This is a genomic window from Megasphaera geminata F0357 (assembly GCF_000239275.1).
GTDB classification, from domain to species: Bacteria; Bacillota; Negativicutes; order Veillonellales; family Megasphaeraceae; genus Megasphaera; species Megasphaera geminata.
The window spans coordinates 34324-54339 of the sequence record NZ_JH417580.1 but is presented as its reverse complement, the minus strand read 5'-3'; the positions used below and the strand labels follow the sequence as shown (position 1 = coordinate 54339).

Genomic DNA, 20016 nt, shown 5'->3' with positions numbered 1-20016 from the left:
GGAACTGTTAACGCGTGCTGACGCTCATCCCCGGATCGTTTGCCGTATAGAAGAGGATAACGCTATGGCCGGTCTCGTTGCCGCCGGGTACGGCGTGGCCATTATGCCTGATTTCTACCTCCTCAAATATTATGCTGTTGAACGGATTCCCATTGCCGATAAGGCGGATCGCCGTTATCTGTTCATGGCCGTCCATAACCGGCACAATATGTTGCCTGTAGTGGAACGGTTCCGTAATTTCGTTCTGGCCAGAGGCAGGAATACGGAGGCATGATGGAAGCGTTTTGTATGAAGAAAAAGGAGGCATATATGCTTTAAAATAACTGTCTGAAGCCGTTTGCCGCAGCGGTTAAAAATTGTTGACAGATAGAAGTTTATTGGCTATAATTGGTTATGTTCTGTTAGGCGAGCCGACATAGCTCAGTTGGTAGAGCAACTGACTTGTAATCAGTAGGTCGTAGGTTCAAATCCTATTGTCGGCTCCAGAATCGGTGGGATTCCCGAGTGGCTAAAGGGAGCAGACTGTAAATCTGCCGGCGTCCGCCTTCGAAGGTTCGAATCCTTCTCCCACCACCAAATATTGTCGCGGGGTGGAGCAGTTGGTAGCTCGTCGGGCTCATAACCCGAAGGTCGTAGGTTCAAGTCCTGCCCCCGCTACCAAATTTTTTTTGCCTTTTCGGCAAGATAAAAGCATAGCTTTGAACGGTTTTAAGCTGTTGTAGCTCAGTCGGTAGAGCGTATCCTTGGTAAGGATAAGGTCACCGGTTCAATCCCGGTCAATAGCTCCATACTTGGCGGCTTAGCTCAGTTGGCTAGAGCATGCGGTTCATACCCGCAGTGTCCAGAGTTCGAATCTCCGAGCCGCCACCATACTCAAATGACCTCGTTTATCGAGGTTATTTCTATATAAGAAAGGAAACCGGAAGGATTTTCCCGTTTTATATAGAATATATAAAGTGATGTACTCTGTCTTTTCCTAAAAGGAGGAAATGAAAAATGGCAAAAGAAAAATACGAAAGAACGAAACCGCATGTCCTTTAGGGACAATCGGGCACGTAGACCATGGCAAAACGACATTGACGGCGGCCATCACGAAAGTATTGTCGGAAAAAGGCTATGCGGAATTCTCGGACTATGCGAATATCGATAAAGCACCGGAAGAACGGGAACGGGGGATAACGATCAATACGGTGCACGTGGAATACCAGACGGACAAACGGCACTATGCGCACGTGGACTGCCCGGGGCACGCCGATTATGTAAAGAACATGATCACGGGAGCGGCGCAGATGGACGGGGCGATCCTGGTGGTATCGGCGGCGGACGGACCGATGCCGCAGACGCGGGAACACATTCTGCTGGCACGACAGGTAGGCGTACCGGCCATGGTAGTCTTTTTGAACAAAGCGGACCAGGTAGATGATCCGGAACTGATAGAACTCGTAGAAATGGAAGTGCGGGAACTGTTGAGCTCGTACGATTTCCCGGGAGATGAAATCCCCATCATCGTAGGGTCCGCGCTGAAAGCTCTTGAAGGAGACGAAGAGGCGAAGAAAGCGATCCTGGACCTGATGGATGCGGTAGACGACTACATTCCGACACCGGACCGGCCGACGGACCAGCCGTTCCTGATGCCGATAGAAGACGTATTCACGATTACCGGCCGCGGTACGGTAGCAACGGGCCGAGTAGAACGTGGGACGGTAAAAGTAGGGGATACGGTAGAAATCGTCGGGATGCAGGCGGAAGCCAAATCGACGCGACGAACGGGCGTAGAAATGTTCCGGAAACTGCTTGATATGGCGGAAGCGGGCGACAACATCGGGGCCTTGCTGCGAGGGATAGACCGGAAAGAGATCGAACGGGGACAGGTACTGGCCAAACCGGGCTCGATACATCCGCACACGAAATTCAAGGCACAGGTATACGTGCTGACGAAAGACGAAGGAGGGCGGCACACGCCGTTCTTCACGAACTATCGTCCACAGTTCTACTTCAGAACGACGGACGTAACGGGCGTTATCCAATTACCGGAAGGGGTAGAAATGTGCATGCCCGGGGACAACGTAAAAATGGAAGTGGAACTGATCACGCCGATCGCCATTGAAGTAGGGCTGCGCTTCGCTATTCGCGAAGGGGGCCGGACTGTAGGCGCCGGTGTCGTATCGGAAATCGAACAGTAAGGCAGGCGGCAGACTGACCGCCGTGACTCCCGTCGCGTCAGCGGCGGGAGTTTTCTTTACACGTAAAACTGTACTATATATAAATATATATTTCTGTATATTTTTATATAGTCAGAGATGCGGTATAATAACTCCTGGAGAGGTGATATGATGAAAGCGAAACCGAGTACGACTGCGGCGGAATCAATTATATCGACGAAGCGGTTGACCATGGCGGCACTTTTTATGGCTATGAATATAGCTCTCAGTTCATTCGGCATTCCCGTTCCGGGCGGACATCTGTACATCAACGATATTGTTATCTGTTTGGCGGCGCTTCTGTTTACTCCTAAGGAAGCTCTTTTCGTCGGCGGTATAGGGGCTTTTCTCGGAGATTTCTTCTTCTATCCGGCGCCGATGTTTGTTTCTCTGGTAACACACGGTATTCAGGCCGGAGCGATAGCGTACATCATTGCGCGAACAAAAGGCGGAAAATCACGCGGAAAAATTATCATGGCGCTTATGGTCGGCGCCGTTATCATGGTTACGGGGTATTCGTTGGGCAGAGCATATGTGTACAGTACGCCCGAATATTCGCTGATAAAATTGCCTTTTGAAATATTACAGGCCATGATTGGCGTCGTGTGTTCGTATTTCCTGTATTTTCACACATCCGTACGGGACATTTGGAAAAAGCATATTGAAGGATAAGTAGTCTAATACTATATCTGCGGTGCATCATTTGGAATATTCATGATGCACCGTTTTTTTACGGTCAATATACGGAGTTGGCAAGGTTATTGCAATTAGAAAATGACATTGCTATAATTAAAATTAATTATTATATAATAGTTATCATAGAAAGTAAAGCGATTTTTCAACACTTTCATAAATATTCGCAGTCGCTGTTGTCTAACGGAGGGAACGCGTTATGGAAAGGAAAGAGAGGTTTACGGGCTGTATGCTCGGCGGAGCGGCAGGCGATGCACTCGGCTATGTTATCGAATTTGACAGTCTTAAAGCGATTCAGCAAAAATACGGCCCCCACGGGCTGCGAACAATTTTGAAATGCAAAAAAGAAGGTAATAAGGCTGTTATTTCCGATGATACTCAATTGGCGCTTTTTACGGCAGACGGACTCCTTTGGGCGGATCAGGACGGCGCGGATCCGGTGGAACGTATTTTTCGCTCTTATATGCGTTGGTATTATACGCAGACGGAACGAATTGTTAAACCGGAACAGACGGATTGGATGAAACAACAGCCTCATGAGAGTAAATGGGGATATAATCTCATGGGGACGGAGGAGTTGTATGCGCGGCGGGCACCGGGTAAGACCTGCCTTATGTCCTTGGCAACGGGTGTGTCCTTTGCCGCGCACGAAGTACCGAACTCCAGCAAGAGCGGCGGTGCGGTGAAACGGGCGGCCCCGATTGGGCTATATTATTGCAACAATCCGAAGAAGGCTTTTTATGTCGGCTGTGCTACTGCTTTTCTTACGCATGGCGGAGCGGAAGCGGTCATCACGACAGGCGCATTTTCCGCACTTGTCGCGTTATTGTCGGAAGGGCTTCCCTTACGTGATGCGGTGCTGCGCATAGCGTCCTTCACGCGGCGGGAAGAAGGCGGCGAGATTACGGCGCAACGTCTGGAGCTGGCGCTGAGTGAAGCTGATTCGGAGCGGTTGCCTATTGAAAGTATCCGGAACCTCTGCGACAGTAAGCATGCGGCCGGGATCCTTGCCGTCGCCGTTTATTGTCTCTTAAAAACCGACAATTTGCGCAGCGCCGTGATTATGGCGTGCAACCATGATGATGACAGTAATTCATGCGGTACTGTTTGCGGCAGTTTGGCCGGGACTATTTACGGCGTCGGCGCTCTTCCGCCGGGATGGCTCAATACGCTTGAGTGTTTTGACCTTCTTGTCGGTATGGGCAATTCTCTCTATGAAGCGGTTTAGATCTTGCCTGCAGCAGATTTTACCGATTTATCCGAAGCGTATGCAAAATGGAGCGGGGAACGGCGCCGGTATTCTTTAATGTTTAAAGAGCGATCTTGTTCAGACCGCTTCTTTTTCATTTTACTTCCATGCAGGCTTGGGAAATCGTTTTGACGGCCCTTTAACGCAATTCGAATATATGGTAGAATAGGGACTACAACAGTCGGTTTTCAGGACGGTCGTCGTGTTGCCGACGAGTTACACGTATCTATGAAATAAATGCATGATCGCCATTGACGGTCACGGTAAGGAGATAGTTATGACTGTGGAAACGGAAAAGTTGACGGGGACGCTCGCTGCGGCGAGAGTACACCCTTACAAAACCCGTGAGGGCGGTGCGACCGTAACCGTATTCGTTCCGTATAATTGTTTAAATAATTGCCCTTTTTGTATTAATAAAGCGGAATATGATAATCCCACAGGATTTTCTGCTGAAAAAATTTGTGAAAGTATTCAGCGTATGGATGCGATTACACCATATTGTGATTTTGTTTTTACGGGCGGAGAGCCGTTCGCGGATTTGCGGGTTTTGCAGCAAATGCTGGATATTATCCCGCCGACGCACAAGGTATATATCAACACGACTCTGCCCGTTTCTGCATTGCAGACAGAAGACGATATAATTGCTTTTACGGCGCGTAATAAAGATAAGATTACGTGTATTAATGTATCCCGCCATATGCAGCATTATGTCGTTGAGTCGAATGACGGCCTTTTAAACCGCTTGGCCGTTCCCTTCCGCATAAATTGTGTTTTGTATAAGAACTATCCGAAAAAGGACATGATTCCTTATTTGGAACGCTTCAGGGCCGTGCCGGGCGCATCTATCCAATTTCGTTTCGATTATACGGAAACGACACCTGACAATTTGTATGAGGCGGATCATGATAAGATTTTGCTTGATTTAAAGGAAATTGCCGTATATCGCGGTCTTGACGGCTGCCGTATGCGCTGCGGGTTTCATTTTGATTATAAAGGATTGGAGCTTACGTATCATAAGACCTTACCGTACAGTACGATAGTTGAAAAAGATCCCGCAGACGGTATGACCTACGATATTTTGTATGATATTCTTATTAAACAGACCGGCGAGATTCATTCCGACTGGGACGGTACGCTCCTTGATGTACCGGCTTATGAAAAAGTGGTATATGAACCGTATGATTTACGATGGCTTGAAAAAGTCGATCCTAAGACGGGCCTTGTTTTTAAAGAAGGCCGGACAGCTGTCTGAACCGCCACCTCCGCCATATGGCGGAGGTGTTTCGCGTTTTTCATATTTTTTGACTGATTGACGTAAGAATGCGGTGAAATAAAATATTGCGGCAGTCGTATATGCCGAAAAATACCGGCCCTCATCTCATTGAAGGCCTGTAAATAAAAGTTTATTTTTACCTGTAAGTAGTATATAATAGTAACGTTAGATTATTCATAGGAAGAGTTGAAGCCGAATTGAAGCGGGTTTTAGTCAGCGTTACCAGTATCCAGCGAGATAACAGCGGGGAAGAGATAAAGTTGGAACTCGTTTCGGCGGGTAAATATTATGAGAAGGAGCGGGCTCGGTATTTCGTTTATAAAGAAAGCGAGATTACCGGCATGGAGGGCGTGACGACGGTTATTAAACTGGCAGCCGACGGAACGCTCGTCTTATTGCGCCTCGGCAAGGTTCGTAACCGTCAGGAATACGCTGTCGGCAAGGTGCGAAAATCAATTTATCAAACACCTTTCGGTTCAATGGAAATAAGCATGAAAACCTATGAAATAAAAGTCGATTTACATGACGGTATAGGTGAGATTTATTTGGCTTATGACGTTCTTCTGGGAGAACTGGCATCAATATATAATCAGTTAATTATTACTGTGCGGGAGGATAAGGCTTAATGGAAATGAAAGAAACGGTAAAACAGGGGATTGAAGCGGCGGTGCAGGCTGCCGTCCGGGAAGGGGATTTGCCGGCAGGTGAATACCCGTCTGTCCTCCTGGAAGTTCCGCCGCAGAAAGAATTCGGCGACTTTGCGACTAACATTGCCATGCAGTCCGCTCGTACGGCCCGTAAATCGCCGCGTGATATAGCTGCCGTTATCCTCAGACATTTGAAAGCGCCCTGGCTTTTGAAAGCGGATGTTGCCGGAGCAGGTTTCATTAACTTTTTTTTAAAGCATGATCTTATGTATGATACACTGCAGGACATTCTGGCGGCCGGCGGAAAGTACGGCACGGCTCCTTTGCGTGAAGACGATACGGTTCAGGTGGAGTATGTCAGTGCCAATCCGACGGGACCTCTTCATGTAGGACACGGCCGCGGCGCCGCTTACGGCAGTGCCCTCGTAAATCTCTTGCGTGCGGCCGGCTATAACGTACAATCTGAATACTATATTAATGACGCAGGCAACCAGATGGATAATTTGGCCGTATCCGTTAACGCCCGCTATTTGGAGCTTTTGGGGAAACCTTCAAAAATTCCGGAAAACGGCTATCACGGTGCGGACATTATTGAAACGGCGCGCGCCATTATTGAGCAGGACGGCGATAGATATCTCCAGCTGGACGAAGCGGAACGTCTTGTTATTTTTAAGAATCGTGCATATGAGGAAAAATTGAAGGCTTTAAAGCGCGATTTGGAAAATTTCAATGTAACGTATGATAAATGGTTCAGTGAGCGAAGCCTTCATCCGGAAGCAATTCGTGAAGCCTGTGAAACATTAAAGGCAAACGGCAATATTTATGAGAAAGACGGAGCGCTTTGGCTGAAATCGTCGGCTTACGGCGATGATAAAGACCGCGTGGTCATTCGCGATAACGGAGTGCCTACTTACCTGGCGGCCGATATTGCCTATCATAAAAACAAGTATGAACGCGGCTTTAAGAAAATGATTAATATCTGGGGCGCCGATCATCACGGGTATGTGGCCCGCGTTAAAGCCGCCATGGAAGCGTTGGGATTTGATGCGGATAAGCTTGAAATTCTGCTGCTTCAGATGGTCAGTCTCTTTCGGAACGGTGAGCTCGTCAAGATGTCCAAACGTACGGGCCGGGCGGTTACTCTTAATGAACTTATTGAAGAAGTCGGTACCGACGCGGCACGTTATTTCTTTATTATGCGGTCTCTTGATACACAGCTTGATTTCGATTTGGATCTGGCTACGTCGCACAGTAATGAAAATCCCGTTTACTATATTCAGTATGCCAATGCCAGGATTTTCAGCATATACAGACAGGTTGCCGAAAACGGCGATACGTTCGATATGACCTGGAAAAATGTCGTGTGGAACAAATTGCAGGAAGAACGGGAATTGGAGCTCATTAAAAAAATATCCGCCTATCCTGAAGAGATACAAACGGCTGCGGCCGACAGAGCGCCGCACCGTATTGCCCGCTTTGTTTATGAATTGGCAGGCCTTTTCCATGCATTTTATAATAATTGTCACATTATCCAGTCCGATAAGGAGTTGGAAGAAGCGCGTCTTGCTTTGGTTACGGCGGTTCAGATTACCATTGCCAACAGCTTGGCCGTATTAGGTATTTCGGCGCCTGAGAAGATGTAATCATATCGGCGCAACCGGTAGCAGTTTATACAGTCTTTAGTGCAGAGAAGGCGTAAGCCGGACAGGGAGGAATCATGGCTAAATATATATTTGTGACGGGCGGCGTTGTATCTTCGTTGGGAAAGGGGATTACGGCGGCATCTTTGGGGCGTCTGTTGAAAAACCGCGGCTATAAGGTGACGATTCAGAAGTTTGACCCGTATATCAACATCGATCCCGGTACGATGAGCCCTTACCAGCACGGTGAAGTATTTGTCACTGATGACGGCACGGAAACGGATTTGGATTTAGGACATTATGAACGCTTTATCGATATTAATCTCGGTAAGAATTCCAATGTTACAACCGGCAAAATTTATTGGTCCGTCCTTCAAAAAGAACGCCGCGGCGACTACCTCGGTTCTACCGTTCAGGTTATTCCTCATATTACGAATGAGATTAAAAAGAATGTGCATCGTGTAGGTGATGATGATAATGCGGATATCGTCATTACGGAGATCGGCGGCACGGTAGGCGATATTGAAAGTTTGCCGTTCCTGGAGGCTATACGGCAGATTAAAAAGGAAGTAGGCCGTAATGACGTGCTTTATATCCACGTGACGCTTGTCCCGTATATAGGCGCGGCCGGCGAGCTGAAGACAAAACCTACACAGCACAGTGTGAAAGAGCTGCGCAGTATCGGCATCCAGCCGGATGTTATCGTTTGCCGTTCGGAAAAGCCCTTATCTGAAGAAATGAAGGAAAAACTGGCTCTCTTCTGTGACATTGATAAAGAGGCGGTTATTCAAAACCGCACGCTCGACAGCATTTATGAAGTGCCGCTGCTTCTTGCGGAAGAAGGTCTTGATAAAATTGTTCTTCATAAATTGGCGCTTCCTGATACGCCTTGTAATATGGCCGATTGGGAGAAAATGGTCTATCATATTTACAATGCGGAAAAAGAGGTTGAAGTTGCTCTTGTCGGTAAATATGTCACCCTCCATGATGCGTACCTCAGTGTGGCGGAGGCATTGAGCCCGCCGGTATTGCGTATAAAGCGAAGGTGAATATTCACTGGATCGATTCGGAAGCGCTTGAAAGTGAAGATGCCGACCTGGCAGCGGTGTTTAACGGAATAGACGGAATTGTCGTTCCCGGCGGGTTCGGCGGCCGCGGTGTCGAAGGCAAGGTTCGGACGATACAATATGCCCGTGAAAATAAGGTGCCGTTCCTCGGTCTTTGTCTGGGCATGCAATCTTCCGTCATGGAATTTGCTCGCAATGTTTGCGGCATGGGCGGAGCCAATTCGACGGAATTTGATGAAGCCTCTTCCTATCCCGTCATCGATCTTATGGCGGATCAGGTGGATATTTCTGAAAAAGGCGGTACCATGCGGCTCGGTCTCTATCCGTGCAAGCTTGCTGAAGGTACGAAAGCGCGTGAAGTATACGGGGAAGATTTAATTTACGAGCGCCATCGCCATCGCTGGGAATTTAATAAATAAGTACCGTAAAGAGTTAACCGCTGCGGGTCTCGTCATTTCCGGCACGTCTCCCGACGACAGACTCGTGGAAATCGTTGAAGTTGCCGATCATCCATGGTTCGTAGGGTGTCAGTTTCATCCGGAGTTTAAATCCAGACCGACAAACGCCCATCCGCTTTTCAAAGGATTGATTAAAGCGGCTTTGGAATTTAAAGAAAATTAATATAGATCGGTTTTGATGGAAATAAATTTATAATATTGCCGCCGCTTTTCGCTATTTGCATAAGACGTATGCGTGACAATTCTGCCGCAAATAAGAGAATAAAGATAAAGGCTTATGCGAATGTAAGTGGAGCGGGAAAGTCATCTTTTATACAGAAAAATATACCGTGACAGTACATTTTAATGCATATTGATATAGTCTATCAATATGCATTTTTTGCTGTATAAACGTGTGATTGAGCCGATTTTCACGTTGAATAATGGTATTTATAATGATATAATGTAAGCGATTGAAAAGGTAATTGATTCAAAAGGTCATGCCTGCTGGAATAGGTATGCGTAAAATCAGAATAAGGTTTCCTCTTATAGACTGTTGGAGAAATCCCATTGTTCCGTGAATATACAAAACGATGGGAACCCTGAAAATGGATATTTATGCAAATAAGAAATAATGAATTATTTCCAGAAATCATCCGTGCGGTTTCGCAAGCTATGCTGAATGGACGGTACAAGACATTCTCTGACAATCGAAAAACGTTGCCTCGTATTTACGGCATGATACTTTGATCCGAACCTTAAGATTTTTGTTCAGTCTTCATTATTTTTTCATTCGTATTTTTTATATTGAGGTGATTTCAGATGATGAAAAGCTTTATCGGCGGGGTTCATCCTGATGACGGCAAGGCTTATGCCAAGGACAAAGCCATCGAAACCCCGGCAATACCGGATGAAGTAGTCATCCCTATGAGCCAGCACTTCGGCGCCCCCTGTACTCCGACCGTCAAGGTTGGCGACCACGTGAAAAAAGGCCAACTTATAGGGACAAGTGACGCGTTCCTGCATGCCGATATCCATGCATCCACTTCCGGTGAAGTTGTCAAAGTGGCTCCTATGCCGCACAACATGATGGTTACCTGTATGTCCGTCGTTATCAAAGCCGACGGCCTCGACGAATGGGCTGACGGCTTGCCGGACGAAAAAGATTGGCGGCAGCTTGATAAGACGGAAATCGTTGAACGTATCAAGAAAGGCGGCGTCGTAGGCTGCGGCGGCGCTACATTCCCGGCGCATGTCAAATTGACGCCGAACAAACCGGTTGATACGTTTATTGTCAATGCCGCCGAATGTGAACCCTATTTGACCTGTGACTATCGGCTCATGCTTGAACAGGCCGAAAAACTCGTTACAGGCGTTCAGATCTGTATGAAAGCTTTAGGCGTTGACAAAGGATATATCGGCATTGAAGATAACAAACCGGAAGCCGTCAAAGTATTGACGGAAGCATTTGCGAGTGTACCGGAAGTTACAGTTGAGGCGTTGCCGACGAAATATCCGCAGGGTGCTGAAAAAATGCTCATTAAAGCGGTGACTGACCGTGAAGTTGAGCCGGGCGGCCTGCCGATGGATGTGGGCTGCGTAGTCAGCAACGTAGGTACGGTAATTGCCATTACCGACGCCGTATGTCACGGGATTCCGTTCATTGAACGTGTAACGACGGTTACAGGCGACTGTATAAAAGAACCGAAGAATCTTTCCTTGAGAATCGGCACCCCTTTCCAATATGCCATTGATTACTGCGGCGGCTTCTCAAGCCAGCCGGATCGTGTAATTGCCGGCGGCCCGATGATGGGACTCGCTCAGTTTCAGCTGGATGTTCCCGTTGCCAAGGGCGTATCGGGTATTCTTGCATTGTCGCCGGAAAAATGCCAAGTCGGCGTGGAAGATCCCTGTATTCGTCGAGGCCGTTGTGTAGATGCATGTCCTATGGGGCTTATTCCGAGTCAGCTCAGTATTTTTTCGTCTTGCGAAGCATGGGACAAGTGTATGGAATATGGTGTCATGAACTGTGTTGAATGCGGCAGCTGTGTCTATGTATGTCCGGCTAAACGCAACATCGTTCAGTACATCCGTAACGCGAAAGCGCAGGTAAAAGCACAGCAGCAAGCTGCAAAGGCAAAAGCAGAAGCCAAATAGGCTAGTCTTAAATGGAAGAAGGGATAATTATGGAACAGAGTACACAAGAAGTCGTTCTGACTGTGTCCTCCTCACCGCATGTCCGTTGTAATGAATCCATCCCCAAGATTATGTGGACTGTTGTGGCAACTCTTGTGCCGGCAGCAGCTTTCGGTGTATATTACTTCGGAATGAATGCGTTACTTAATGTTATTGTCGCTATCGTATCGGCAGTGTTCTTTGAATGGGCTTGGGAAAAGTTCATGCATAAGAAAATTACAGTCAATGACGGCAGCGCTGTTATTACAGGTCTTTTATTAGCTATGTGCTGTCCTCCGACCCTGCCGTGGTGGATGAGCATTATCGGTTCCTTTATCGCTATTGTAGTCTGCAAGCAGGCTATGGGCGGTTTAGGTTATAACCTTTTCAATCCCGCCCATATCGGCCGTGCAGGGTTGATGGTATCCTGGCCGGTCGCCATGACGACATGGACACAGGTTGACGGCAGCGTCATCGACGGTGTTGCCGGCGCAACTCCGCTTAACGTTTTAAAACAGGGCGGGTATGATGCATTGCTTCAGCTTCGGTTTAACGATCCGATGATAATGTATCAGAACATGTTCCTCGGTTTCCGTAACGGTTCTATGGGTGAAACGTCTACTGTACTTCTCATTCTCGGCGGCTTATATCTTATGTACAAAGGGTACGTGAAATGGCAGGCTACCTTTGCTATGATTGCCACGGTAGGTATTCTCATGTGGATCTTTGGCGGTGCGGTAGGCGCGCATGCTGCGGGCGGCCTCTTTACGGGCGACCCGATTTTCCATATGATGGCAGGCGGTTTGATCATCGGCGCGTTCTTCATGTCAACCGATATGGTAACGGCACCTATCACGTTGAAGGGCCAGATCATCTTCGCAGTCGGCGCAGACGTTTCACCGTTTTGATTCGTCTCCTCGGCGGCTATCCCGAAGGGGTCTGCTATTCCATCCTTTTGATGAATGCCGTAACACCCTTAATTGACCGTATCGTTAAACCGAAAATCTTCGGTTCGGTCAAGGCAAAGGAGGCAAAGTAAGATGTCCGAAACTACTGGAAACAACATTTTTAAGATTGCCCTTAATCTTATCCTCACTTGCTTAGTATCCGGCTGCATCATCGGTGCGGTTTATTATGTAACCGGCCCGATTGCCAAAGTTAAAGCGGAACAGATGAAACAGGACTCAATGAAAGCCCTCGTTCCCGATGCGGAAAAATTTGCTGAAGTTCCCGGCGAAAAAGATACATATTTTGCGCAGAAAGACGGCAAGACAATTGCCTATGTAATACCTACCGAACCAAAAGGATACGGCGGTCCCATCAAGTTGCTGACGGCCGTGGCCTTAGACGGTTCCGTAATGGATTATACGATGCTTGAACACAATGAAACTCCGGGTTTGGGTGATAATGCTTCAAAACCGAAATTCCGGGATCAGTTCAAAGGTAAAAAAATCGACAGCCTGGAAGTCACGAAAGAGCATAGCGACACGAAACACATTCAGGCTATGACCGGCGCTACCATTTCTTCCCGTGCAGTTACTCGCGGCGTAAAAGAAGCTGTTGAAAAAGCAGCGAAGTTAGGGGGGAACTAATCATGAGTTTATGGAAAATATTCAGTAGAGGTATTATTGAAGAAAACCCGTACTTCGTATTGGCCTTGAGCTTGTGCCCCGGTCTCGCCGTAACGACGAGCGTCATCAACGGGTTAACCATGGGGCTCACTGTATGGTTCGTTATTACTTGTAATAACGTTGTAGTTTCCATCATTCGCAAGACTATTAATAAAAAGGTTCGCGTGCCTGTATATATTACCTGTATCGCCACTATCGTAACCTGCGTGCAACTCTTTCTCCAGGCATTTGCTCCCGACCTCTATAAAGCGTTGGGCGTATACCTTGACTTGGTCGTCGTATTTGCGATCATCCTGGCTCGTGCGGAATCCGTTGCTTCGAAGAACGGCGTTGTCGTTTCTTTCCTGGACGGCATGGGTATGGGCGTCGGCTTCACCATTGCCATGTTCCTCATTTCCTTTGTTCGTGAAATCCTGGGGAACGGCTCCCTCTTCGGTATTCCCGTATTCGGTGACTGGTACCAGCCGGCTCTGATTATGGCGTTGCCGCCCGGAGCGTTTATGCTCATCGGCTTTATCATGGCAGGCTTTAAAGTTTGGAACCAGAAACGTGAAAAAGCACGGCTGTTGAAAGAACTTGAAGGGAGTGAAGCATAATGGGTGAATACTTAACGCTGTTTATCGGTGCAGTATTGATTAACAACTTCGTACTGACCAAGTTCCTGGGCTTGTGTATTTTCTTCGGGGTTTCTAAAAACTTAAATGCTTCCATCGGTATGGGGTTTGCCGTAACTTCCGTTATTACGTTAAGCACGATTTTGGCTTGGTTGGTTTATAATTTCGTTCTCGTACCGCTTGATCTTACCTTCCTGCGTACGATTACATTCGTTGTACTTATTGCCAGTTTTGTACAGTTATTGGAAATCATCATTAAAAAAGAATCGCCCACGTTGTATAATATGTGGGGGATTTACCTCATGCTTATCGCTACGAACTGTATCGTATTGTCCGTACCCGTATTGAGTGTTACCAATAACTATGATTTTATTGAAAACATTGTTTTTGCAGTCGGTTCCGGTATCGGTTTCGCCCTCGCGCTGATCCTCATGGCGAGTGCCCGTGAAAAACTTGATTTTGCCGACGTTCCTGCAGCGATGAAAGGGACCCCGATTGCATTTGTAGTGGCCGTGTTGTCCCTGGCTTTCCTCGGCTTTTCCGGCATGTTATAAGATAAGAGGTGACATAACATTATGAACGAAACCTTATTTATTTCCATAATGGCTATCGTTATTATGGTCTGTGTAGGCGTCGTCTTCGGTTTTGTCCTCGCCGTCGCAGATAAAAAGTTCGCCATGGAAGAAAACCCTCTCATCGGCGAAGTTAAAGAAGCATTGCCTCAGGGGCAATGCGGTGCCTGCGGTTATGCAGGTTGCGCTAAATATGCGGAAGCCGTTGTTAATGATCCGGATGTTCCGCCTAATCTCTGTGTTCCCGGCAAAGCGGAAGTCGCCGCGGAAGTCGCCAGACTTACCGGTAAGGTTGCGGAAGCGGCCGAAGCCAAGTTTGCCCATGTTAAATGCCGCGGCGGTATCGGTATTGCCAAAATGTCTTATGAATATAAAGGGGTTCATGACTGCGCCGCTGCAAAACAGATTCAACAGGGCCCGAAATCCTGTAAGTTCGGGTGTCTCGGTTTCGGCAACTGTGTGCGTAATTGCCCCTTCGGCGCCATGACAATGGGGGCTAACGGTCTTCCGCAGGTTGATAAGCTGCTCTGTACCGGCTGCGGCAAGTGTGCCAGTGTCTGCCCGAACCACGTTATCGAGTTATTGCCGGTCAGTGCCAAGGTCAGTGTAAGCTGCAGCTCCAAAGAAGCGGGCGCGGTCGCTAAAAAATCCTGCTCCGCCGCATGTATCGGCTGCGGTCTTTGTGTCCGCAACTGCACTCATGAAGGCGGTGTTAAGGTGGTTGAACACCTGGCTGTCGTAAATCCGGAAATCTGCCGTGAATGCGATGATCCGGCCTGCGTTTCCAAGTGCCCGACAAAAGCTATCGCTGCGTATGTTAAAGCGGCGAAAAGTGAAGAAAAGATCGGAGAATATTTATGAACAGAAGAAGCTATACGAAATTATTCGCTGTTGTCTCCTTCACGGTTCTGTCGTTGGTCTGCTCCGGATGCAATTTGCGTTCGGAGCAGTCTTTCGATAAGAACGGCATTGCTATGGACACGGCGATTTATTTGAAGGCAACGGGCGACGAAGCAAAAGAAGCGGTTGAAGAAAGTTATGCCAGGATTCAGAAGTTGGACGAACTGGCCGGTTCACAACGGCCCGACAGTGATGTCAGCAGGCTCCGTGCGGCGGCCGGCAAAGAGTATATACAAGTGGATCCGGCTATATATGAAATGATCTCTTTTGCAAAAGATTACTCCGAAAAATCACAAGGCGCCTGGGATATTACGACCGGGGCCGTCACTGAACTCTGGGGCATCGGTACGGATAAACAGCATATTCCGTCGGATGAAGAAATTGCCGCGGCAGAGCGTCTTGTCAACTATAAAAATATTCTCCTTCGTCCGGAAGATCACAGTGTTATGCTTGCCGAAGCGGGGATGAGCCTGGACCTCGGCGGTATAGCCAAAGGATTTGCCGTTGATGAAGTACGTAAGATCTATGAAAAGCATCATATTGAAAACGGTCTTATTAATCTGGGAGCCAGTTCAATGTACGTCCTCGGTACAAATCAGAAAGGAAAGCCGTGGCGCATAGGGATTAAACATCCTCGTAAAGATGAAAAAGATGTTTACCTGGGGGTTGTATCCGTAAGTAACAAAAGCATTTCCACATCCGGTGATTATGAACGTTTTTTTGTACAGGACGGCGTGCGGTATCATCATATTTTTGACCCGAAGACGGGACGGCCTGCGAGAAGCGGAGTTATAGGTGATTCCGTCCTTGTCGATGCATCTGTTGAACACGGCGGTATGCTCAGCGATATGATAACGACCATCATCTTTGTCCTGGGGCCCGAAAGAGGCCTGGAATTTCTGCGCGGACTCGACGGCGTTGAAGGTGAGATTACGACCGAGGACGGTACCGTATATATGACCGACGGTTTTAAAGAATATTTCTCCGACCTGAACAGTGATTTTCGTTATGGACAATAATGTTTTTCGCTCCGTAAAGGAAGCTGAATGAAGTGAATGCTGATTTTGCATTTAATATTTACTTTTCTTTTATAATATAAGATAATAAAAGTAATATAACGAAATTTTTCACAAAGGGCGGTAGAGACATGGATCATATTGATGAACATATTTTGGAGATTTTGAAAAAGAACGGGAAAGTATCGGCAACCGAAATCAGCAAAGTTGTAGGGTTATCAATACCTGCAGTTGCCGAACGTATTCGGAAAATGGAACATAACGAGATCATTGAAGGATACGGCGTAAAGTTGAGTCGCCGCAAAACAGGCTATAACGTGACGGCATTTATTATGGTCACGGTTGAACGTGCCGTAACTGATGATGAATTCCGAAGACGTATAGTGCTTTTTCCGGAAGTATTGGAATGTCATCATATCGTAGGCGCTTTTGATTATATTTTGAAGGTACTTGTAAAGACACCTGACGACCTGGAACAATTCATTATGAAAGAATTAAATGAAATTCCGGCGGTTACGTCGACACAGACTTTCCTCTGCCTTTCGACTTTGAAAGAAGAATGGAACGTATAGTAAAAGAGCTGCAGGTTTGGGCCTGCAGCTCTTTCTGTTTTCCATGCAGTTAGATGAAGTACGGCCCCATGTCCGTACTTCTTTTTTTTGACGGCCGTCGTTGCGATGCTTATCTTCCCTTGGGAGATGAACTTTTTCGGTTTCCGAGGCGGCGGGATGTCAGAAATTGTGCTCTCTTTCAACAATGTGGACAGGATTATGCTGAAAACGGTTGCAGTGAACTCTTGATAAAAATTTACGGATTTTTCTTTTTATGAGAACGGCGGAAAATATTTTTTATTGAAGCAGTGTAAACTCGTCCTTTTTATAATCTATGAGCCCGTCTTTTTTCATACGGCTCAATTCTGCCGACATAGCGCTTCTGTCAACGGACAGAAAGTCAGCCAATTGCTGCCTGTTGAACGGGATGGTAAAGGCGGAGGCGCGGTGTGTTCTCGCTTCATCCGAGAGATAGGCCATGAGTTTCTGCCTGGTTGAGCGCTGTGAAATATAACGTATTTTTTGTGCCAGGAGCAGATTTTTTTGTGCCAGCAGTCCCATCAGGTTGCGCAATACTTTTCGAGCGGCACTGGGCAAGGCGTTTTCTGAGTTCATGAGGGAATCAACACTGATGAAGAGGATTTCACCTTTTTCGATAATGATGACATCGACGACGGCTTTAGCTTCAGGTAAGGCGGCAAAGGCTTCACCAAAGAGCTGTCCCGGCTGAATGGTTGTAAGAATGTTACGGTTTCCCCAGTAATCCTCCTGCACAATATGTGCCAGCCCCGATAACATAATGCCGATCACATTGATGTTATCGCCTGCATAAAAAACGAAATTTCCTTTGTCAAAACGACGTTTTTTCGCTTCCATATGTTGCAGGAGCGCTTCTGTTTCTTTTTCGTTGACCCCGTTGAAAAGAGCCGTTTGCTTTAAAAGGGGAATATATGTTTCCATTTACACACCTCAGTTATAAATACAACGGACATATTGATTTAATTGTACTACACTTTACGTACGAACAAAACGACATTTTTCTGTAAATCTGTAAAGGGAGTCTCAACGATGCTGCGGAAGATAGTATATATTGATGAACCTAAATGTAACGGCTGCGGTATTTGTGTTGCCGCCTGCCATGAAGGAGCGATGGCCATATTGGACGGCAAGGCCAAACTTTTGCGTGATGACTATTGCGACGGCCTCGGGAATTGCTTACCTGCCTGTCCGCAAGGAGCGATTACGATTATAGAACGTGAAGCTTTGCCGTATGATGAGGCCGCTGTAGCGGCCTCACAGGCTGCCCGTCAAGGAGTTTGCCCGGGGCGGCGTATGCGCGTTATCACACCTTCCGAAAACGGCACCCCCGTTTCAGGCACGTCCCGGCTCCGGCATTGGCCCGTACAATTAAAACTCGTTCCGATCAACGCGCCTTCCTTTACCGATGCGGATCTTCTTATTGCAGCCGATTGTACGGCCTATGCATACGGTCGGTTTCATGATGATTTTATAAAGGAGCGCACCGTCCTCATAGCTTGCCCGAAACTGGATGATACCGATTACAGGGGCAAACTTACCGAAATTTTCCGTACAAACAGCTTACGCAGCATCACCTTGACCAGAATGGAAGTGCCGTGTTGCGGCGGGCTGGAACAGATGGTGCGGGACGCCTTACTGTATAGCGGCAAAACCATTCCGCTTGACATAAAGGTTATTTCACTTGACGGGAAAATAATGTAAAATGTTGTCGGAATGTAAATTTTTGGTGCCGGAAAATGAGTGTTTCCGTTTTAATGGAAGCCGGCCGATATAATGTAAATAAACGCAAACGGGTAAGGGGCATATGCCCTTTACCCGTTTTTTACCGGTTCAGTGAAGATGGGGGAGAATATGCCCCATCTTATTTCTCTTTGTTTCCAAATAGAATTCGTCGTATTGTTGCGGTACCATTTCAATCGGCACGCGCTTCGTAATTTCGACGCCGAATCCTTCGAGCCCGTAAATTTTTTCGGGATTGTTCGTAAGGAGGCGAATCTCTTTTGCGCCTAAATCCTGAAGGATCTGTGCGCCAATCCAATATTCACGGAGATCCGGAGCAAAGCCCAGTTTTTCGTTTGCTTCGACCGTATCGTATCCCTGTTCCTGAAGGGCATAAGCTTTGAGTTTGTTAATCAGGCCGATGCCGCGGCCTTCCTGGCGCATGTAGAGGAGAATGCCGCGGCCTTCCTTGTCGATTTGCGTCATGGCGGCTGCAAGCTGTTCCCCGCAATCGCAGCGGCAGGAGCCGAAAACATCGCCTGTGAGGCACTCGGAATTATACACGTACAAGAAGGTCTTTGCCGTCGCCGATATTGCCTTTGACAAGAGCTACGTGATGTTCGCCCGTTAAGTCGTTTATATAGCCGAAAATTTTAAATTCACCGTAATGTGTCGGCATTTCTGCTTCCGCTTCACGGATAACATGCTTGTCATGGCGGCGGCAGTAGTTTTGCAGATCTTTAATGGTAATGAATTTGATACCGTATTTTGCGGCTATCTGCCAGAGACCGGGTGTGCGCAACATGGTGCCGTCATCGGCCATGATTTCACAGCAGAGGCCGGCCTGCTCAAGGCCGGCGAGGCGCATTAAATCCACCGTTGCTTCTGTATGGCCGTTACGCGTGAGGACCCCACCTTTTTTCGCGATGAGTGGGAACATATGGCCGGGCCGACGGAAGTCTTCGGGGCGTGTGTTTTCATCAACTAATTTACGGGCCGTATAGGCGCGTTCAACGGCGGAAATACCGGTTGTCGTATCAATATGGTCTATAGACACCGTAAATGCTGTTTCGTGATTATCTGTGTTTTGCGCTACCATGGGGGATAAATTCATTTTACGGGCATATTCACGGCTGACGGGCATACAAATTAATCCCTTCCCGTGTGTTGCCATAAAATTCATGTTTTCCGTTGTACAAAATTGCGCGGCACAGATGAAGTCGCCTTCGTTTTCACGATCGGGGTCGTCTGTAACGATAATGAGATGACCGGCACGCAGTTCTTCTATTGCTTCCTCTACCGTATTATAGTGCTGTTTTTTCTGTGTCATACTGAGACCTCCTGAATATATAAAAGCCCTGAATTCCGGACGGAAATCAGGGCGATACGGCTTGCACCATAAAAAATACCGTAACTCTATCTTCTCTCATCCAGACTATACTGTCGGTTTCGGAGTTGCACCGAATCTACGCATGGCGTTCGCGGACTGTACCGCCGATCGGGAATTTCACCCTGCCCTGAAGATATAATTGTATAAGATTTTTCTTACGTTATTATTATACCGACGCCTGCTTGAAAATGCAATACCGAAA

General features: G+C 47.4%; 17 protein-coding genes, 5 tRNA genes, 3 pseudogenes and 1 riboswitch. Of the genes and pseudogenes, 23 read left to right on the top strand and 2 right to left on the bottom strand.

The genetic code is table 11. The features are described 5' to 3' along the window. The 22 genes and pseudogenes from HMPREF0080_RS03755 to HMPREF0080_RS03655 all read left to right on the top strand — a co-directional run. Positions 1-274, top strand: a 274-nt coding sequence (locus tag HMPREF0080_RS03755) for a LysR substrate-binding domain-containing protein (RefSeq protein ID WP_006789900.1), incomplete at its 5' end; no start/stop codon positions are given. 135 nt (positions 275-409) lie between these two features. Next, positions 410-485: transfer RNA gene (locus tag HMPREF0080_RS03750), tRNA-Thr, on the top strand. Between the two features lie 5 nt (positions 486-490). Beyond that, positions 491-576, top strand: a tRNA-Tyr gene (locus HMPREF0080_RS03745). An 8-nt stretch (positions 577-584) separates the two neighbouring features. Next, positions 585-660, top strand: a tRNA-Met gene (locus HMPREF0080_RS03740). Between the two features lie 52 nt (positions 661-712). Continuing rightward, positions 713-788, top strand: a tRNA-Thr gene (locus tag HMPREF0080_RS03735). 5 nt (positions 789-793) lie between these two features. Beyond that, positions 794-870 (top strand) — tRNA-Met (locus HMPREF0080_RS03730). Between the two features lie 126 nt (positions 871-996). Next, a pseudogene (tuf, locus tag HMPREF0080_RS03725) lies at positions 997-2183 on the top strand (elongation factor Tu). Between the two features lie 147 nt (positions 2184-2330). Further along, positions 2331-2873 carry an ECF transporter S component gene (locus HMPREF0080_RS03720; protein ID WP_006789897.1) on the top strand — a complete coding sequence of 181 codons (543 nt, stop codon included), beginning with the start codon at positions 2331-2333 and terminating at the stop codon, positions 2871-2873. Positions 2874-3093: 220 nt separating this feature from the next. After that, positions 3094-4122 carry an ADP-ribosylglycohydrolase family protein gene (locus HMPREF0080_RS03715; RefSeq protein WP_006789896.1) on the top strand — a complete coding sequence of 343 codons (1029 nt, stop codon included), beginning with the start codon at positions 3094-3096 and terminating at the stop codon, positions 4120-4122. A 262-nt stretch (positions 4123-4384) separates the two neighbouring features. Next, positions 4385-5395, top strand: a complete 1011-nt coding sequence (locus tag HMPREF0080_RS03710; RefSeq protein ID WP_006789894.1) for a 4Fe-4S cluster-binding domain-containing protein — start codon at positions 4385-4387, stop codon at positions 5393-5395. A 218-nt stretch (positions 5396-5613) separates the two neighbouring features. Continuing rightward, on the top strand, positions 5614-6042 hold the full coding sequence (locus HMPREF0080_RS03705) for a YwiB family protein (protein WP_006789893.1): 429 nt from the start codon (positions 5614-5616) through the stop codon (positions 6040-6042). Then, positions 6042-7706, top strand: a complete 1665-nt coding sequence (argS, locus tag HMPREF0080_RS03700) for an arginine--tRNA ligase (protein ID WP_006789892.1) — start codon at positions 6042-6044, stop codon at positions 7704-7706. The genes HMPREF0080_RS03705 and argS overlap by 1 nt, the downstream gene beginning before the upstream one ends. 74 nt (positions 7707-7780) lie before the next feature. Next, positions 7781-9391: pseudogene (locus tag HMPREF0080_RS11275) on the top strand (CTP synthase). Positions 9392-10029: 638 nt separating this feature from the next. Beyond that, complete coding sequence (gene rsxC / locus HMPREF0080_RS03690; RefSeq protein WP_006789886.1) at positions 10030-11364, top strand: electron transport complex subunit RsxC; 1335 nt, start codon at positions 10030-10032, stop codon at positions 11362-11364. A 29-nt stretch (positions 11365-11393) separates the two neighbouring features. Then, positions 11394-12290 (top strand): RnfABCDGE type electron transport complex subunit D, encoded by an 897-nt coding sequence (locus HMPREF0080_RS03685; protein ID WP_280959819.1) that lies wholly within the window; start codon positions 11394-11396, stop codon positions 12288-12290. Further along, positions 12287-12421 carry an RnfABCDGE type electron transport complex subunit D gene (locus HMPREF0080_RS11655; RefSeq protein WP_006789884.1) on the top strand — a complete coding sequence of 45 codons (135 nt, stop codon included), beginning with the start codon at positions 12287-12289 and terminating at the stop codon, positions 12419-12421. The genes HMPREF0080_RS03685 and HMPREF0080_RS11655 overlap by 4 nt, the downstream gene beginning before the upstream one ends. 1 nt (position 12422) lies before the next feature. Then, positions 12423-12974 carry an RnfABCDGE type electron transport complex subunit G gene (locus HMPREF0080_RS03680; RefSeq protein WP_006789883.1) on the top strand — a complete coding sequence of 184 codons (552 nt, stop codon included), beginning with the start codon at positions 12423-12425 and terminating at the stop codon, positions 12972-12974. Between the two features lie 2 nt (positions 12975-12976). Further along, entirely contained in the window at positions 12977-13609 is a 633-nt protein-coding gene (gene rsxE / locus HMPREF0080_RS03675; protein ID WP_006789882.1) for an electron transport complex subunit RsxE, read from the top strand. Further along, positions 13609-14181: an electron transport complex protein RnfA gene (locus HMPREF0080_RS03670; protein WP_006789881.1), complete on the top strand. Its 573-nt coding sequence runs from the start codon at positions 13609-13611 to the stop codon at positions 14179-14181. The genes rsxE and HMPREF0080_RS03670 overlap by 1 nt, the downstream gene beginning before the upstream one ends. A 21-nt stretch (positions 14182-14202) precedes the next feature. Beyond that, positions 14203-15060, top strand: a complete 858-nt coding sequence (gene rnfB, locus HMPREF0080_RS03665) for an RnfABCDGE type electron transport complex subunit B (protein ID WP_006789880.1) — start codon at positions 14203-14205, stop codon at positions 15058-15060. A gap of 113 nt (positions 15061-15173) precedes the next feature. Next, positions 15174-16118 carry an FAD:protein FMN transferase gene (locus HMPREF0080_RS03660; RefSeq protein ID WP_083817907.1) on the top strand — a complete coding sequence of 315 codons (945 nt, stop codon included), beginning with the start codon at positions 15174-15176 and terminating at the stop codon, positions 16116-16118. Between the two features lie 128 nt (positions 16119-16246). Further along, positions 16247-16687 (top strand): Lrp/AsnC family transcriptional regulator, encoded by a 441-nt coding sequence (locus HMPREF0080_RS03655; protein ID WP_006789878.1) that lies wholly within the window; start codon positions 16247-16249, stop codon positions 16685-16687. Between the two features lie 276 nt (positions 16688-16963). Here the strand turns inward: HMPREF0080_RS03655 and HMPREF0080_RS03645 are convergent, their stop codons facing one another. Further along, on the bottom strand, positions 16964-17626 hold the full coding sequence (locus tag HMPREF0080_RS03645; protein WP_006789875.1) for a Crp/Fnr family transcriptional regulator: 663 nt from the start codon (positions 17624-17626) through the stop codon (positions 16964-16966). Between the two features lie 108 nt (positions 17627-17734). On the opposite strand from HMPREF0080_RS03645, the gene HMPREF0080_RS03640 reads away from it, so the two are divergent. After that, the gene (locus HMPREF0080_RS03640; RefSeq protein ID WP_006789874.1) at positions 17735-18406 is read left to right on the top strand and encodes an ATP-binding protein; all 672 of its coding nucleotides are present in this window, start codon (positions 17735-17737) and stop codon (positions 18404-18406) included. Between the two features lie 129 nt (positions 18407-18535). Here HMPREF0080_RS03640 and HMPREF0080_RS03635 read toward each other — a convergent pair. Then, a pseudogene (locus HMPREF0080_RS03635) lies at positions 18536-19754 on the bottom strand (bifunctional 3,4-dihydroxy-2-butanone-4-phosphate synthase/GTP cyclohydrolase II). Positions 19755-19838: 84 nt separating this feature from the next. Next, a riboswitch (FMN riboswitch) is annotated at positions 19839-19953 on the bottom strand. Between the last annotated feature and the right edge of the window lie 63 nt (positions 19954-20016).